The following is a 16,226-nucleotide window of genomic DNA, read 5'->3' on the forward strand; positions in this document are numbered from 1 at the left end:
TTTTGTTGATCCTAAGTATACGAGGAAAGTCGCTTTATTATCACTCATCGCCGTAAACTAGTGCTCATTATTGGGATAAAGGCAGAAGATCACATGAAGGATAACAGCGCGGTATTAACCATTGAGGACGTGGGCTACCGCACAGGCGGTACCACCATTCTGAATAATGTCAGTTTTAGCCTCTTGCCGGGCGAGTTTCGACTGATTACCGGCCCCTCAGGCTGCGGGAAAAGTACGCTGCTTAAAATCATTGCGTCGCTGCTCACGCCAACGTCGGGAAAGATCTTCTTTGAGGGGAAGGATATTTCAACGCTTTCACCCGAGGCTTACCGCCAGCAGGTCTCTTATTCGGTGCAAACCCCTAGCCTGTTCGACAGCACGGTGTACGATAACCTGCTTTTCCCCTGGCAGATCCGACATAAGACGCCCGATCCTGAACGGTTTTCCGCCGACCTGGCACGCTTCAATCTGCCGCCGGACACCCTGACAAAGTCCGTTTCCGAACTGTCGGGCGGCGAAAAGCAGCGCGTCTCGCTGATCCGTAATCTGCAGTTCTTACCGAAGGTGTTACTGCTCGATGAGATCACCAGCGCGCTCGATGATGCCAACAAGCGCAACGTCAATGAAATCATTCATCGTTACGTCCGCGAGCAGAATATTGCCGTGCTGTGGGTGACGCATGACGCTAACGAAATTACCCATGCGGATGACGTACTGACGCTCCAGCCGCATGGCGGAAAAATGCAGGAGGCAAACCGTGGGTGAGCACAATATTACGAACGAATCCCTGGCGTTTTCGATGGTGCTGGTGCTGATCGCGATTGTCGTCAGCTACCGTGAAAAGCTGGGGCTGGAAAAGGACATTGTGTGGAGTATCTGCCGCGCGGTGATTCAGCTCATTATTGTCGGCTATGTGCTGAAGTATATTTTCAACGTCAACCACGCGGTGCTGACGCTGCTGATGGTGTTGTTTATCTGCTTCAATGCGGCGTGGAACGCGCAAAAGCGCAGTAAATACATCGATAAGGCGTTTGTCTCGTCGTTTATCGCCATTACCACCGGAACCGCATTAACGCTGGCGGTACTGGTGCTTTCTGGCTCAATTGAATTTACGCCGATGCAGGTTATCCCTATCTCAGGGATGATTGCCGGTAACGCCATGGTGGCCGTCGGGCTGTGCTATAACAATCTCGGCCAGCGCTTCAGCAGTGAACAGCAGCAGCTACAGGAGAAATTAAGCCTGGGAGCGACGCCTAAAGTGGCCTCCGCGCGGCTGATTCGTGAGAGCATTCGCTCATCGCTGATCCCCACGGTAGATTCAGCCAAAACGGTCGGGCTGGTGAGCCTGCCGGGCATGATGTCGGGGCTGATTTTTGCCGGTATCGATCCGGTAAAAGCGATTAAGTATCAGATTATGGTGACGTTTATGCTGCTCTCAACGGCAAGCCTGTCCACCATCATTGCCTGTTACCTGACCTATCGGAAGTTTTACAACGCGCGCCATCAGCTGGTGGTGACGCAGTTGAAAAACGTGCGGTGATTATGCCGGGCGGCACTGCCTTTGCCCGGCCTACGATCCGCACTTTTCCAGGCCCGGTAAGCGAAGCGCCACCGGGCATTTTTTTGTTAGTAGAGCAACGCGTACAGCTGACGACGATACTTCGACGCCAACGCATCGCCGGTGCCCAGCGCGGCCAGGATCTCCTGGAACATTTTGCGCGCCTGACCGTCTGCGGCAGCGAGGTCTTTTTGCAGATGGCTAAACAGCAACTCAAGCGCTTCTTCGTTACGCCCCACCTGATGCAGCTGCAGCGCCAGCTGGCTTGCCAGAGCCGCATCGGCCGGGTTGTCAGCGACCTGCTGCTGCAGTTGCTGAATTTCCGGCGTATCTGCCGCCTGTTTCAGCAGTTCAATCTGCGCGACCAGCCCCTGATAACGGGTGTCCTGATCCTGCAGGGGAACCGTTTTGAGCACGGCTTCGGCGTCTTCTGAACGGTGCAGGGCAATCTGCGTTTCCGCCAGCAGCAGGCCAATCTGACTGTTCTGATTCGAGAGCTGCCACGCGTCTTTAAGCAGCGGCAGCGCCTCGTCGTATTTGCCTTCCTGCATCAGCGCCATGGCTTCCTGCGCTTTCAGCTCTTCTTCGCGCGGGAGGACTTTATCCAGCAGGGCGCGAATGGCCTCTTCCGGCTGTGGCCCCTGGAAGCCATCGACAGGCTGACCGTTCTGGAACAGGTAGACGGTAGGAATGGCGCGCAGACCAAACTGAGACGCCACCATCGGTTCTGCGTCACAGTCCAGTTTGGCAAGAATGAACTGACCGTTGTACTGCGCGGCAAGGCTTTCCAGCACCGGCGTCAGCTGTAAACAGTGCTGGCTGCGTTCAGACCAGAAGTAGAACAGCACGGGTTTTGCCATCGACTGTTCGAGGATCTGTTGCAGGTTTGCTTCAGTAATATTGACGATATTCTGTACGGACATGCGGCCTTCTCTTTTATCGGTTTGTTATTTACATGGGGGTGAGCGCTGTCGCTTCAACTCAACCGTGTAAAATTTTGTCCATCATCCGGCCCGGTAGCAGACGTTTTAACCAGCCAACGGCATGGGTGACCAGCGTTACCGGGTAGCGCATTTTGGGATGTTCACTCTCAAAAGCATGGCGCACTTTAGCAACCACCGCTTCGGGCCCGAGCGTAAATCGTGCGGCAATGCCGGGGTTTTCGACCGGTTTATCCGCCTGCGTCTGGTTAACGTTTTCGGTAAAGCGGGTGCGGATCGGGCCGGGTTCAATCAGGCTGACCTTAATGCCGCTGTGACGTAACTCCATGCGCAGGGCGTCGGACCAGGCCTCCAGCGCATATTTGCTGGCGGCGTAGGCGCCGCGGCCGGGCGTTGATATCAGACCCATAACTGACGATGTCATCACGATGCGCCCCTCGCCGTGCGGCAGCATGGCGGGGAGCAGACGCATGGTGAGCTGGTGGACACCAAAGAAGTTGGTTGAAAACTGCTTTTCCAGCGTTTCGCGCGAGAGCGTATCCAGCGGGCCATACACGCCGTAACCGGCATTATTAAAAAGCCCGTACAGACGATTGTCGGTCAGGGCTATCACCTCATCGGCGGCGCGTTCGACGCTTTCCGGGGAGTCCATATCCAGCAGCACGCCGGTAAAGCCCAGCCCGTTCATGCGTTCGACATCGTCGGGTTTGCGGCAGGCCGCCAGCACCCGAAATCCCTGACGCTTTAATTCGAGCGCGCTTTCAAGACCGATTCCGCTGGAACATCCTGTAATTAAGACCGATTTTTGCATAACTTTACCTGTCAGGATCTCCGCTTAATCAGGAGTCATGTTTAACTAAAGGAGCCAGCCGCGTTGCCATCCAGTCGGCAATAAACGGCTGCGCATCGCGATTGGGGTGGATCCCGTCGTCTTGCATCCACTGGGGTTTGAGATAGACCTCTTCCATGAAAAATGGCAGCAGCGGAATATCAAACTCTTTGGCAAGCTTAGGGTAGATCGCGCTAAAGGCTTCATTATACCGACGACCGTAGTTAGCGGGCAGGCGAATTTGCATCAGCAGCGGCTGGGCGTTTGCCGCCTTGATGTCCTGCAAAATGGTGCGCAGCGTCTGTTCCGTCTGCTGAGGCTGGAAACCGCGTAATCCATCGTTGCCGCCAAGCTCAACCAGCACCCAGCGCGGCTGATGCTGTTTGAGTAGCGCTGGCAGGCGCGACAGGCCCTGCTGCGAGGTATCGCCGCTGATGCTGCCGTTGATAACCGTCGTCTTGCTCTGCCATTTATCGTTGAGCAGAGCGGGCCAGGCTGCGCTGGCCGCCATGCGATAGCCCGCGCTCAGGCTGTCGCCGAGAATCAGTAACGTGTCCGCTGCCGCCGCGCGGAAGGTCATCAGAATCAAGAACAGGAAGGGCAAATGCCAGCGGAAAACAGTGTTGAAGTTCATCGTCTTAAGAAGTCCGTCGGTCAGGGGGAACACGAGCTTTCCATCCTTACTGGAGTTGAACTCGTTGTCAAACGCGCTGAAACCATCGCGCTGATTGGCGAATCCGGTTCCGGCAAGTCCACGCTGCTGGCGATTCTGGCCGGTCTGGACGACGGGAGCAGCGGCGAGGTTCATCTTGTCGGGCAGCCGCTGCACCAGCTTGATGAAGAGGCGCGTGCTGCGCTGCGTGCGCGCCACATCGGGTTTGTCTTTCAGTCTTTTATGCTGATCCCCACGCTGAACGCGCTGGAGAACGTCGAACTCCCGGCGCTGTTGCGCGGTGAAAAGAGTCGCGAAAGCCGCGCCCATGCGAAGGCGTTGCTGGAACAGCTCGGTCTGGGCAAGCGCCTCAGCCATCTTCCCGCACAGCTTTCCGGCGGGGAGCAACAGCGTGTGGCGCTGGCGCGCGCCTTTAATGGCCGCCCGGAAGTGCTGTTTGCTGATGAACCCACCGGCAACCTTGACCGTAAAACCGGCGACAAAATCGCGGATCTGTTGTTCTCGCTTAACCGTGAACACGGTACCACGCTGATCCTCGTGACCCACGATCCGCAGCTGGCCGCCCGCTGCGACCGGCGTCTGCGGCTGGTCAACGGTACGCTTCAGGAGGAAGCATGATTGCCCGCTGGTTCTGGCGCGAGTGGCGCTCGCCCTCGCTGCTGATTGTCTGGCTGGCGTTAAGCCTGGCGGTGGCCTGCGTGCTGGCGCTCGGCAGCGTCAGCGACCGTATGGAAAAAGGGCTCAGCCAGCAGAGCCGGGAGTTTATGGCCGGGGACCGGGCGCTGCAAAGCTCGCGTCCTGTTCCGCCGGGCTGGATTGAGGAAGCGCACAAAGCAGGGTTGAAGGTGGGGGAGCAAATCACCTTCCAGACCATGACCTTTGCGGGAGACACGCCGCAGCTCGCCAGCGTGAAAGCCGTGGATGATGTCTACCCGATGTACGGTGACTTACAAACCAGTCCGCCGGGGTTAAAACCAACGCCCGGCACGGTGCTGCTGGCATCGCGTTTAATGGCGCTTCTGAACCTGAAAGCCGGTGACAGTATTGACGTGGGTGATGCCACGCTGAAAATTGCCGGGGAGGTGGTGCAGGAGCCCGACTCCGGCTTTAACCCCTTCCAGCTTGCGCCACGCCTGCTGATGAACACGGCGGATGTTCCGGCAACCCATGCTGTCCAGCCGGGCAGCCGCGTCACCTGGCGCTACAAGTTCGGCGGCACGCCAGCCCAGCTTGATGGGTATGAAAAATGGCTACTCCCGCAGCTTAAACCGGAGCACCGCTGGTACGGGCTGGAGCAGGACGAGGGGGCGCTCGGTAAATCTCTGGAGCGCTCTCAGCAGTTCCTGCTGCTTTCGGCGCTCTTAACCCTGCTGCTGGCGGTAGCGGCAGTGGCGGTGGCGATGGGGCATTACTGCCGCAGCCGCTACGATCGGGTGGCGATCCTTAAAACCCTCGGCGCGGGACGGGCGCAGCTGCGCAAGCTGATCGTCGGCCAGTGGCTAATGCTGCTGGTTTTGTCGGTGTTCACTGGCGGAATCATAGGGCTGCTGTTTGAAAAACTGCTGATGGTGATGTTAAAACCGGTGCTTCCGTCCGCATTGCCACCCGCCAGCTTCTGGCCGTGGCTGTGGGCGATTGGCGCGATGGTCGTGATCTCGGTGCTGGTGGGGCTGCGGCCCTACCGGCTGCTGCTCGCGACGCAGCCGCTGCGCGTGCTGCGTAATGATGTGGTGGCGAACGTCTGGCCGCTGAAGTTCTACCTTCCGGTGATTATTGCGGTCGCGGTGGGGCTGCTGGCCTGGCTGATGGGCGGCAGCACGCTGCTGTGGGCAGTGCTGGCCGGTGCGGTTGTGCTGGCGCTGCTGTGCGGCGTACTGGGCTGGATAATGCTCAACGTTCTGAAGAGGCTGACGGTGAAATCGCTGCCCGTGCGCCTGGCCGTTAATCGTCTGCTGCATCAGCCCTGGTCTACGCTCAGCCAGCTGTCGGCGTTTTCACTGTCGTTTATGCTGCTGGCCCTGTTGCTGGTGCTGCGGGGCGATCTGCTGGATCGCTGGCAGCAGCAGCTTCCCCCGGAAAGTCCGAACTATTTTCTGATCAATATCGCGCCTGAGCAGGTTACGCCGCTGAAGGGTTTCCTCTCTGAGCATCATATTGTCCCGGAGTCATTTTATCCGATTGTTCGCGCCCGTCTGACGCAAATCAACGGGCAGTCGACGGAGGGGAACAAGGACGAGTCGCTGAACCGCGAACTTAACCTGACCTGGCAGGAGAAACGGCCCGACCATAACCCGATCACGGCAGGCACCTGGCCGCCGAAAGTGGGGGAGGTATCAATGGAGGAAGGGCTGGCGGTGCGCCTGAACGTGAAGCTCGGGGACAGCGTGACCTTCACCGGCGATACCCAGGACTTTACCGCCAAAGTCACCAGCCTGCGAAAGGTGGACTGGGAAAGCCTGCGGCCCAACTTCTTCTTTATCTTCCCGCCGGGGGCGCTGGATGGACAGCCGCAAAGCTGGCTGACCAGCTTCCGCTGGGAAAATGGCAACGGCATGCTGACGCAGCTTAACCGGGAATTCCCGACGGTCAGCCTGCTGGATATTGGGGCGATCCTGAAGCAGGTGGGACAGGTACTGGAGCAGGTGAGCCGCGCGCTGGAGGTCATGGTGGTGCTGGTGACCATCTGCGGCGTGCTGTTGCTGCTGGCCCAGGTGCAGGTGGGCATGCGTCAGCGCCATCAGGAGCTGGTGGTCTACCGCACGCTGGGGGCCGGGAAGCGGTTGCTGCGGATGACGCTCTGGAGCGAGTTTGCGCTGCTGGGGCTGGTGGCAGGTCTGGTGGCCGCGATTGGCGCCGAGACGGCGCTGGCGGTGTTGCAGACACGTGTCTTCGACTTCCCGTGGGAGCCTGACTGGCGTCTCTGGCTGATTCTGCCTCTCTGCGGCGCGGTGCTGCTCTCCCTCTGCGGGGGCTGGCTCGGAACGCGCCTGTTAAGGGGCAAAGCGCTGTTCCGGCAGTTTATGGGGTAATCCAGCTCCGTGATAATTGCACGCCGGTTTTTATGCCGGTGTGCAATATTTTAAAAGCACAAAGTGATAATACCCACGTATTTAGTAGCACAAAACATTAAAAACCCGTCCACACAGCCCGATTATTTCCAGTTAATATTCACCCGCTAAATATTTAGCAGCGTGTCTATTAAGGAAAAATAATGACTATAAAAAAATCAGCGCTGGCGGTAACGATTGGCGCGGCAGTGGCATTAACGACCTTCGCTTCTCAGGCGGAAATCACCGTTCTTAAACAGGATCCGCAGGCGGGTAACCCGCTGAGCCGTCTGAACTTTACCGTTGGCGGCAGCATTCGTCCTCAGTTCCAGAACATGACCGGCGACGACGGTAAAAACAGCTATAAACGTAACGGTTTTGACGGTGGTACCCGTTTCCGTTTCGCGGCTGATTACTACCTGTTTGATGATATTAGCTGGATAAGCTACTACGAACTGGGTGTGAACATCCCTGCCCAGTTTAACTGGGATCATCACTATGCAGACGGCGCACACGATACCACTCGCCGTATGCTCTACACCGGCCTGAAGAGCGATACCTGGGGTACGCTGACCTTCGGTCAACAGAACAGCGTTTACTATGATGTGGTGGGCGCGAAAACCGATATCTGGGACTACGACATGATTGCTCAGGCACCAGGTAACGGGATCAACGGCGACTACGACGGTTCTTACCGTTCACGCCAGATGCTGAAATACAAGAAAACCGTGGGTGATGCCGACATCTATGCATCTTACCTGTTTGAAGACAGCGAATACCTGCCGGGTAACGGCCTGCGCTATAAGCGTAAAGGCGGCGGTTCACTGGGCCTGGATTACCACCTGACCACCGACCTGACCTGGGGCGCAGCGTGGAACTACACCCGTGCGGACATGCGTAACCCGGACAACGGCGACAGCAAAACCTACGACCAGAACATCCTCGGTACCGCGCTGAGCTGGACGCCGGACAACTGGACCTTCTCCGCAGGCGGCGGCTGGTATCAGAACTTCCTGACCACCAAAAAAGTGTCTGTTAACGACTACTTTGCGGGCGACGCGTGGGGTATTGAATACTTCGCAGGGTATAAATTCCCGATCGGCCAGTATGCGGTGAAATCCATCCAGCCTTACTTCATGGGCGACCGCATTGAGTATGTGAATGGCCGTAACTACCAGCGCATCGACAATGGCGTGGGTATCAGCTTCCAGCTGGATTACGGTTTCCGCGTGGATTACGAACACGTGTTCACCTCCAGCACCGACAACCTGGGCGACATGAACCTGGTGCGTCTGCGTTACGACTTCTAAGTCGTCTGTTCCCCGGTGGCGCTGCGCTTACCGGGGCTACAAAAGCACGCGTAGGCCGGGTAAGGCGTAGCCGCCACCCGGCTTTTTTCAGCGATTCAACCAGTCCGCAACCTCTGCGAACGTGCCGCGATAAATAATCTTCTCCGCTTTCTTCTCAAGCTGATAGCTGTACATCGGGTCGTAATAGTCGTTAAGCAGGGGCGCAAGCCAGCTAAAGTGAACCTCGGTGCAGCCCGTCCGTTGCTGTTCAAGCAACGCGGAATCGAGTAGGGCAGTCAGTTCCGCAAAACGCTGTAGCCCCAGGCGGCGGCGAATGGCGAACAGTCCGTGGTGCAGATACGCGCTGTACTCTTTCCAGCCAGCCTCTTCACCATAAGCGGCAGAAAAATCCGCCCACATGTGATCGAAGTACTCTTCGCGCAGACGCTCAAGACGAATATCAAACGGATCCTCGACAACCGCGATGGGCGCTTCATTCATGCGGTCGCGCAGGCACTCCGGCAGGTGGTTGGAGCCAATCATTCGACCTTCATCTTCCAGCACCCAGCGTGCGGCATCTTTTTTTAACAGCTCGACGGCAAGATGATTTTCAAAGCTGGCCTGGGACAGTTGCGGAGTGAGCGTGCGGCCAAAGGACGAACCGCGGTGGTGCGCCAGCCCTTCCAGATCGATACCCTGCGCATGCTGCTTCACCAGCAGGGTTTTCCCGTTTCCGGTACAGCCGCCGATAAGCACCATCGGCTTTTGCGACTGCTCAATCGTCACCTGAATCGCCGTCTGGCGCAGGGCTTTATAGCCGCCGCGGATCAGCGGGTAATCGACACCGGCCTCTTTCAGCCAGGCCTGTGAGATATGTGAACGCTGGCCCCCGCGCGCGCAGCAGAGATAACCTTCAGGGTGAGCAAGGCTGGCTTCACGCCAGGCGTTAATGCGCGCCTCACGCGTCTCGCCGTTGACCAGACTGTGGCCGAGCGCCAGTGCGGCCTCGGGGCCCTGACGTTTATAGCAGGTGCCCACGGCGGCGCGTTCGTCGTCGTTCATCAGCGGCAGGTTAAGGGCGGCGGGCATCGCGCCCTGGGCAAATTCTATCGGCGCGCGAACGTCGATTAAAGGGGTATCAGACGCGAGGATCGCGCGATAGTCCGTTCCATCGTTCATGGGTATTCCAGAAATAAAACCAGCAATGGCGGGGATTTTACGCGCGAGAGGAGAGGCCGGGGAAGGGGAAGATCAACTCCCCGGCACTTATCGCTTATTTAAGCTTTGACTGAGCCCAGACAATGCCGCTCGCGTATTCCGGCGGCAGGAGAGGGATCATGGCTTCCAGGGTGGCGCTCAGGCGGCCCGTGTCGCTATCGTTCAGGTTCAGGTGACCCACTTTACGACCCTGGCGGACCTCTTTGTCATACCAGTGCAGATGCACCAGCGGCAGCTTGAGCCAGTCGTAGTTCAGATCGGTCCCGATCAGGTTGATCATTACCGACGGGCTGTTCACGACCGGCTGCGGCAGTGGCAAATCGGTGATGGCACGCAGGTGGAGCTCGAACTGGCTGATGGAGGCACCGTTTTGCGTCCAGTGGCCGCTGTTATGCACGCGCGGCGCCAGCTCGTTGATCAGCAGGCCGGATGGGGTAACAAAACACTCCATCGCCATCACGCCCACGTAACCCAGCTCGTGCATTATGGCTGAGAGCATGTCTTCCGCCTGCGCCTGCTGGTCGGCGTTTGCCTGAGGGAAGGCGACGCTGGTGCGCAGAATGCCGTCCTGATGCAGGTTATGTGTCAGCGGATAAAAGACGGTGTGTCCGTCATGCCCGCGTGCGCCAACCAGGGACACTTCGCCGCTAAAGTTGATGCCCTGCTCAACGATACACTCGCCGTAGCAGTCGTCCGGCAGCTCCGCGGTTTCGTGCGCACGCAGACGCCACTGGCCGCGGCCGTCGTAGCCGCCGACGCGGCGCTTCACGATCGCCAGCTCGCCCAGCATCGCGAACACGTCATTCCACTCGCCTTTATCGGACAACAGCTGCCACGGCGCGGTCGCCAGACCGAGCTTGTCGAACAGCTGCTTTTGCGTCAGACGGTCGGCAATGATCGGAAACACGTCGCGGTTAACGAAGGCGTTATGGCGGGCCAGCTCGCGGGTCAGCGCGGTTTCTGGCCAGCGTTCGATCTCGGCGGTGATCACGCTCTGGTGGAACGGAACCGCTTCCGGTTCGGCATCCAGCCCGACAGGCCAGACGGCAATACCCAGCGGTTCACCGGCCTGGCGCAGCATGCGGCCTAACTGGCCGTTACCGAGGACGCAAACCTGCTTCATGCCGCACCCCGCGGGTCTGGATTATCCAGCACCTCATCGGTCTGGGCTTTACGCCACTCCGCCAGACGCTGGTGTAATGCTTTATCGTGCGTCGCAAGAATTTGCGCCGCCAGCAGGGCGGCATTAGCCGCACCCGCTTTACCAATCGCCAGCGTGCCGACAGGGATTCCGCGCGGCATCTGGACGATGGAGTAGAGGCTATCCACACCGCTTAACACGGCGCTTTGGACCGGGACACCGAGAACCGGTACCAGGGTTTTAGCGGCAATCATGCCGGGCAGATGTGCTGCGCCGCCCGCACCGGCAATGATCACCTCATAGCCATTCTCTTCGGCGCTTTCGGCGAAGCTGAACAGTTTGTCCGGTGTACGGTGCGCGGAGACCACTTCAACGTGGTGCTGAACATTCAGGATTTCAAAGATTTCGGCGGCGAACTGCATGGTAGCCCAGTCGCTTTTGGACCCCATCACGATGGCGACACGCGCCGGATTATTGCGGGAAGACATGCGTCTTAAAACTCCTGTGGTGCGAAACACACTGCTTTCGAGGGCACAGAGAATAGCATGTTATACGGGCAAGGAAAACGGTTGCGCGGTTAAATCTTGAGCCGTTGTAGGCCGTAAGGCATAACAAAACAGACCGCATCTGGCGGTCTGTTTTCGTCGATGGGCAATCATTATTTAGTCAGTTCTGCCGTCATGTGTACGCGGTTGTTGAACTGGGCGCTCGTGATTTTGTAAGACGCGCCTTGTTCAGCAGCCTGCGCGGCAATTTTCGCTTCTGCACGGTCAAGGGTAGAGGCGGTTGCGCTCACACTTTGAGCGAAAGAACCGAAAGAAACCAGGGAAAGAGCGGCAACTGCAACGAAAGTTTTGATGGATTTCATGGTCGTATTCCTTAAGTATTTTATCTGTGATAGGGCGTGTTGCCCTGATGTGATAAATAATAGGCCGACCACGGGCTGATTAAAATCGAAACAATTTGCCGATATTGTTCAAAAAAATAGAATGATAGTGTGAGGGTTAAAACGGAAACGCAATCAGCTCAACACCCTCAGGCGTCACTTTGACCATGGAACCTTCGCTGTGCCAGGCACCCAGTACGACGCGATGGGCCGGTTCGCCGTTGGCAAGAAGGGAATGAACGTCAGGGCGGTGGGTATGACCGTGGATTAACCACTGAACCCCATGTTTTTCCATTACGCTCACTACGGCCTGCGGATTGACGTCCATGATGGTCATGGATTTACTGCTGTTAGCGGCTTTACTGCCCGCACGCATTCTGGCTGCGATGCGTTTACGGACAAAGAGCGGCAGGGCAAGAAACAGCGTCTGGATCCAGGGGGTGTGAACTTTGGCGCGAAACGCCTGATAGCCGGTATCGTCCGTGCAGAGCTTATCGCCGTGCATAATCAGCAGCCTGCGGCCATAGAGGTCGAGCACCTGTTCTTCCGGCAGCAGCGTCATGCCGCTTTCGCGGGCGTAGCGCTTGCCGAGCAGAAAATCACGGTTGCCGTGAATGAAATAGCAGGGGACACCGGAATCAACCAGCGCCTTAATGGCGGAGGCGATTTCACGATGCAGCGGGTCAGGATCATCGTCGCCAATCCAGGCTTCAAACAGGTCGCCCAGGATGTACAGCGCATCGGCGCTTTTCGCTTCACCGCGTAAAAAACGCAGAAAACCGGCGGTGATCGCCGGTTCTTCTGTTTGCAGATGCAGATCCGCAATAAAGAGTGTCGCCACGAATTACTCGCTGACGGTCACGCTTGTAATCACAACGTCTTCTTTAGGAACGTCCTGGTGCATGCCGCTGCGGCCAGTAGAGACGGCTTTGATCTTATCGACCACGTCCATACCTTCAACCACTTCTGCGAACACGCAGTAGCCCCAACCCTGCAGGCTTTCGCCGGAGAAGTTCAGGAAGTCGTTATCAGCCACGTTGATGAAGAACTGCGCGGTCGCGGAGTGAGGCGCCTGGGTACGGGCCATTGCCAGCGTGCCACGGGTGTTTTTCAGGCCGTTGTTGGCTTCGTTTTTGATCGCTTCTTTCGTCGCTTTCTGCTTCATACCCGGTTCAAAACCGCCACCCTGGATCATAAAGCCGTTGATCACGCGGTGGAAAATGGTGTTGTCGTAGAAACCTTCGCGGCAGTAGTCCAGGAAGTTTTTAACTGTTTCAGGCGCTTTGTCATCAAAGGTTTTGATTACGATATCGCCATGATTAGTGTGGAAAGTAACCATTTTTGCATCCTGTTCCGTTATTGTGGTACGTCGACCCGCGTTCGGGTCACATATAGGGGCTTGTTATAGCATAACCTCAGGACGCGATCACCTTGCATTGTGTGCTGATCCTATTCCGAATTATAGGTATTATAGGGAACAAACAACCCACACACGTGTTTACATGGAATCTTCGATGTTAAAAATCTTTAATACAATGACGCGCCAAAAAGAGGAATTTAAACCTATTCATGCCGGGGAAGTCGGCATGTACGTGTGTGGTATTACCGTTTACGATCTCTGTCACATCGGCCATGGCCGTACCTTCGTTGCCTTCGACGTGGTGTCTCGTTACCTACGTTTTTTAGGCTACAACCTGAAGTACGTCCGCAATATCACCGACATCGACGACAAAATCATCAAACGCGCGAATGAAAACGGCGAGAGTTTTGTTGCGCTGGTGGATCGCATGATTGTCGAGATGCACAAAGATTTCGACGCTTTAAACATTCAGCGTCCGGACAGCGAGCCGCGTGCAACTCACCATATTCACGAAATCATTGAGATCACCGAGAAGTTGATCGCACGCGGTCACGCCTATGTGGCGGATAACGGCGACGTGATGTTCTCCGTGCCAACGGACCCGACCTACGGTGCGCTTTCCCGTCAGGATCTGGATCAGCTGCAGGCTGGGGCCCGCGTGGACGTGGTCGACGTGAAGCGTAATCCGATGGACTTCGTGCTGTGGAAGATGTCCAAAGAGGGTGAGCCAAGCTGGCCATCTCCGTGGGGTGAAGGGCGTCCGGGCTGGCACATTGAATGTTCCGCGATGAACTGCAAACAGCTGGGCAAACACTTCGACATTCACGGCGGCGGTTCGGATCTGATGTTCCCGCACCACGAAAACGAAATTGCGCAGTCCACCTGTGCCCACGGCGGCGAGTACGTGAACTACTGGATGCACTCCGGAATGGTGATGGTTGACCGCGAGAAGATGTCAAAATCGCTGGGCAACTTCTTTACCGTGCGCGACGTGCTCAAGTATTACGATGCGGAAACCGTGCGTTACTTCCTGATGTCCGGCCACTATCGCAGCCAGCTGAACTACAGCGAAGAGAACCTGAAGCAGGCGCGTTCGGCGCTGGAACGTCTGTATACCGCGCTGCGCGGTACCGACAAGTCTGTTCCTGCCGCAGGCGGCGACGCCTTCGAAGCCCGCTTTGTTGAGGTGATGAACGACGACTTCAATACTCCGGAAGCCTACTCTGTGCTGTTCGATATGGCGCGCGAAGTGAACCGTCTGAAGTCAGAAGATATGGCGGCGGCGAATGCGCTGGCCTCTCATCTGCGTAAGCTCTCTTCCGTGCTCGGCCTGCTGGAGCAGGAGCCAGACGCCTTCCTGCAGAGCGGTGCGCAGGCGGACGACGGCGAAGTGGCGGAAATTGAAGCCTTGATCAAGGCACGTCTGGAAGCGCGTCAGGCGAAAGACTGGGCGGCGGCAGATGCGGCGCGTAACCGTCTGACAGAGATGGGGATTATTCTGGAAGACGGCCCGCAGGGCACCACCTGGCGTCGTAAGTAATTTTCCCCTCACCCTAACCCTCTCCCACAGGGAGAGGGAATTGTTAGGTTTTCTCCCTCTCCCTGTGGTAGAGGGCCGGGGTGAGGGCATCAGCGCGCACGTTTTCTCCACCACAGCAACCCCATCAGCACCACTCCCGGCAGCCAGACCCACAGCAACTCTGAAATGATCACCTGATGTCCGTACGGCGTGGTATAGCGCGACAGGGCAAACGGCGCGACTTTTATCACCTGCCACGGGGCAAAGAAGCGTTCATCTGACCACGGCCACAGCCAGCCGACCCCTTTTCCGCCGGTCGTCACGGAATCCAGCAGGCTGTGAGACAGCAGTGACACGGTCAAAAAAAGCCAGCAGCGCGTCAGAGGAGTTTTGAACCATCGTCGGCCAATCAGCACGCAAAGTATCGGCACCACAAAGGCAAACAGCAGAGAATGGGTAAAGCCGCGATGGCCGAAAACATTGCCGTAAGCAACGCCGAACTTAAACGCCAGCACGTCGGCGTCCGGCAGCATGGCGAGGACAATTCCGGCAAATAACAGGCGGGGAGGGATGACTTTACTTCCCAGGCCTAAGCCCAGGCAAAGGGGAACAGCTGCGTGAGTGATAACGGTAGGCATTGCATTTATCCATGGCAAATCATGGAAATATAGCAGGGTAATGGCGGAAAATACGCTGTGCTATATTCTGATTTTACGCCGACTCGCGTGCGATAAGCTGCCCGGAGAGGGTGATGCGTTGCGTTTGCAGATCTGGCTCTTTCAGCTTACGGATAATCAGCCCTGCCGCCTGACGCCCGGTTTCATCGCTCGCTGAGGAGACATAGGTCAACGACGGTGAGGTAAGGTTAACGTGAAGCATATCTTCAAAACCGACCAGCGCGACCTGCTGCGTCAGAAACACATCTTTACCCACCGTACGCCCCACCTGGTGAATGCCTGAGATGGAGCCGAGCATGGCATCCGGGGAGTGGCAGAGCAGGGCGGTGATGGTGTTGTTCTTCTCAAGCAACTGGCGCGTTGCCATCGCCGCCGCCTGGGTATCATCGGGGCAGGCGGGAGAATATTCGTCACGCCAGACCAGCCCGCTTTGCGTCATGGCACTGCGAAAACCGAGCAGGCGTTGCTCGCGGAGAAGACAGCCGTCGCGCCCGCCAATGTAGGCAATATTGCGATGTCCGCGCTCGATAAGATAGCGCGCGGCCAGGTTCGCGGCCTGGCGGTTATCGCGCATGACCAGGTTACATTTTTCATCCAGCAACGACTGGGAGACGACCACCAACGGCAGCGGGCAGTGGCGAATGTGTTCCGGCAGCGTTGCGGTGCGGGTGTCGGACGCCAGATAGATGACACCCGCCACACCCTGCTGCTTAAACGAGAGCAGGGTGCGTTCAAGATGCTCACGGTCATTCAGTGGCTGACCGAGAAACACCATATAGCCTTGCTTCTCCAGCTCCTGAACAATGCTCGCCATCACCTTGATGGAAAAGCTGTCGCTGAAGTCCCGCAGGATCAGGCCAATTAAATTAGAGGTGTTGGCGCGAAGGTTGGCAGCGGCGACGTTATGAACATAGCCCAGCGTCGTGATGGCGGCGTTGACCTTCCCGATCGTTGCCTCTGAGATTTTCCCTTTCTGGCGCAGCACCAGTGAAACGGTCGAGACCGAGACGCCCGCGTGCTTTGCGACATCAATAATGCTGACTTTCTTCAAAACCGCTCCCTGAAATTAACCGATTATCAGCCAGATA

The 16,226-nt window shown here is 57.1% G+C and carries 17 protein-coding genes; 6 read left to right on the plus strand and 11 right to left on the minus strand.

Annotated features, from left to right (window positions below):
- Positions 1 to 93: 93 nt before the first annotated feature.
- Positions 94 to 765: an iron efflux ABC transporter ATP-binding subunit FetA gene (gene fetA / locus ACOTYN_RS06020; protein ID WP_014882824.1), complete on the plus strand. Its 672-nt coding sequence runs from the start codon at positions 94 to 96 to the stop codon at positions 763 to 765.
- A complete protein-coding gene (fetB, locus tag ACOTYN_RS06025; protein ID WP_023336832.1) occupies positions 758 to 1,540 on the plus strand; it encodes an iron efflux ABC transporter permease subunit FetB in 783 nt (260 codons plus the stop codon). Before fetA ends, fetB begins: the two co-directional genes overlap by 8 nt.
- Before the next feature lie 86 nt (positions 1,541 to 1,626).
- On the opposite strand, the gene ACOTYN_RS06030 is transcribed toward fetB, so the two are convergent.
- From ACOTYN_RS06030 to tesA, 3 genes are read right to left on the minus strand one after another with little or no spacing between them, the layout of a single operon-like run.
- Positions 1,627 to 2,481: a co-chaperone YbbN gene (locus ACOTYN_RS06030; RefSeq protein WP_014882826.1), complete on the minus strand. Its 855-nt coding sequence runs from the start codon at positions 2,479 to 2,481 to the stop codon at positions 1,627 to 1,629.
- A gap of 58 nt (positions 2,482 to 2,539) precedes the next feature.
- Positions 2,540 to 3,310, minus strand: a complete 771-nt coding sequence (locus ACOTYN_RS06035; protein ID WP_014882827.1) for an SDR family oxidoreductase — start codon at positions 3,308 to 3,310, stop codon at positions 2,540 to 2,542.
- A 28-nt stretch (positions 3,311 to 3,338) separates the two neighbouring features.
- Positions 3,339 to 3,962 (minus strand): multifunctional acyl-CoA thioesterase I/protease I/lysophospholipase L1, encoded by a 624-nt coding sequence (gene tesA, locus ACOTYN_RS06040; RefSeq protein ID WP_014882828.1) that lies wholly within the window; start codon positions 3,960 to 3,962, stop codon positions 3,339 to 3,341.
- On the opposite strand from tesA, the gene ybbA reads away from it, so the two are divergent.
- From ybbA to ACOTYN_RS06055, 3 genes are all read left to right on the plus strand, one after another.
- Positions 3,933 to 4,619, plus strand: coding sequence for a putative ABC transporter ATP-binding protein YbbA (gene ybbA, locus ACOTYN_RS06045; protein WP_014882829.1), 687 nt, complete (start codon positions 3,933 to 3,935; stop codon positions 4,617 to 4,619). The genes tesA and ybbA overlap by 30 nt on opposite strands.
- Positions 4,616 to 7,030 carry a putative ABC transporter permease subunit YbbP gene (gene ybbP / locus ACOTYN_RS06050; protein WP_063943367.1) on the plus strand — a complete coding sequence of 805 codons (2,415 nt, stop codon included), beginning with the start codon at positions 4,616 to 4,618 and terminating at the stop codon, positions 7,028 to 7,030. The genes ybbA and ybbP overlap by 4 nt, the downstream gene beginning before the upstream one ends.
- 182 nt (positions 7,031 to 7,212) lie before the next feature.
- On the plus strand, positions 7,213 to 8,358 hold the full coding sequence (locus ACOTYN_RS06055) for a porin (RefSeq protein ID WP_014882831.1): 1,146 nt from the start codon (positions 7,213 to 7,215) through the stop codon (positions 8,356 to 8,358).
- Between the two features lie 87 nt (positions 8,359 to 8,445).
- Here the strand turns inward: ACOTYN_RS06055 and mnmH are convergent, their stop codons facing one another.
- The 6 genes from mnmH to ppiB form a co-directional block, all read right to left on the minus strand.
- A complete protein-coding gene (gene mnmH, locus ACOTYN_RS06060) occupies positions 8,446 to 9,516 on the minus strand; it encodes a tRNA 2-selenouridine(34) synthase MnmH (protein WP_045281675.1) in 1,071 nt (356 codons plus the stop codon).
- Positions 9,517 to 9,610: 94 nt separating this feature from the next.
- On the minus strand, positions 9,611 to 10,678 hold the full coding sequence (purK, locus tag ACOTYN_RS06065; RefSeq protein ID WP_014882833.1) for a 5-(carboxyamino)imidazole ribonucleotide synthase: 1,068 nt from the start codon (positions 10,676 to 10,678) through the stop codon (positions 9,611 to 9,613).
- On the minus strand, positions 10,675 to 11,184 hold the full coding sequence (purE, locus tag ACOTYN_RS06070) for a 5-(carboxyamino)imidazole ribonucleotide mutase (protein ID WP_071922528.1): 510 nt from the start codon (positions 11,182 to 11,184) through the stop codon (positions 10,675 to 10,677). Before purE ends, purK begins: the two co-directional genes overlap by 4 nt.
- Positions 11,185 to 11,354: 170 nt before the next feature.
- Positions 11,355 to 11,564 carry a YdgH/BhsA/McbA-like domain containing protein gene (locus ACOTYN_RS06075; protein WP_023336837.1) on the minus strand — a complete coding sequence of 70 codons (210 nt, stop codon included), beginning with the start codon at positions 11,562 to 11,564 and terminating at the stop codon, positions 11,355 to 11,357.
- A gap of 136 nt (positions 11,565 to 11,700) precedes the next feature.
- The gene (lpxH, locus tag ACOTYN_RS06080; RefSeq protein ID WP_332956723.1) at positions 11,701 to 12,423 is read right to left on the minus strand and encodes a UDP-2,3-diacylglucosamine diphosphatase; all 723 of its coding nucleotides are present in this window, start codon (positions 12,421 to 12,423) and stop codon (positions 11,701 to 11,703) included.
- Between the two features lie 3 nt (positions 12,424 to 12,426).
- Complete coding sequence (gene ppiB, locus ACOTYN_RS06085) at positions 12,427 to 12,921, minus strand: peptidylprolyl isomerase B (protein ID WP_014882836.1); 495 nt, start codon at positions 12,919 to 12,921, stop codon at positions 12,427 to 12,429.
- Between the two features lie 175 nt (positions 12,922 to 13,096).
- On the opposite strand from ppiB, the gene cysS reads away from it, so the two are divergent.
- Positions 13,097 to 14,482 (plus strand): cysteine--tRNA ligase, encoded by a 1,386-nt coding sequence (gene cysS, locus ACOTYN_RS06090; RefSeq protein WP_014882837.1) that lies wholly within the window; start codon positions 13,097 to 13,099, stop codon positions 14,480 to 14,482.
- Positions 14,483 to 14,571: 89 nt separating this feature from the next.
- On the opposite strand, the gene ACOTYN_RS06095 is transcribed toward cysS, so the two are convergent.
- Together ACOTYN_RS06095 and malI are read right to left on the minus strand one after the other, a co-directional pair.
- Complete coding sequence (locus ACOTYN_RS06095; protein WP_045134738.1) at positions 14,572 to 15,099, minus strand: metal-dependent hydrolase; 528 nt, start codon at positions 15,097 to 15,099, stop codon at positions 14,572 to 14,574.
- Between the two features lie 73 nt (positions 15,100 to 15,172).
- A complete protein-coding gene (gene malI / locus ACOTYN_RS06100) occupies positions 15,173 to 16,189 on the minus strand; it encodes a Mal regulon transcriptional regulator MalI (protein ID WP_014882839.1) in 1,017 nt (338 codons plus the stop codon).
- Positions 16,190 to 16,226: the final 37 nt, after the last annotated feature.

Origin of the sequence: Enterobacter cloacae complex sp. IR5458, assembly GCF_049238025.1 — a bacterium.
GTDB classification, from domain to species: domain Bacteria; phylum Pseudomonadota; class Gammaproteobacteria; order Enterobacterales; family Enterobacteriaceae; genus Enterobacter; species Enterobacter kobei.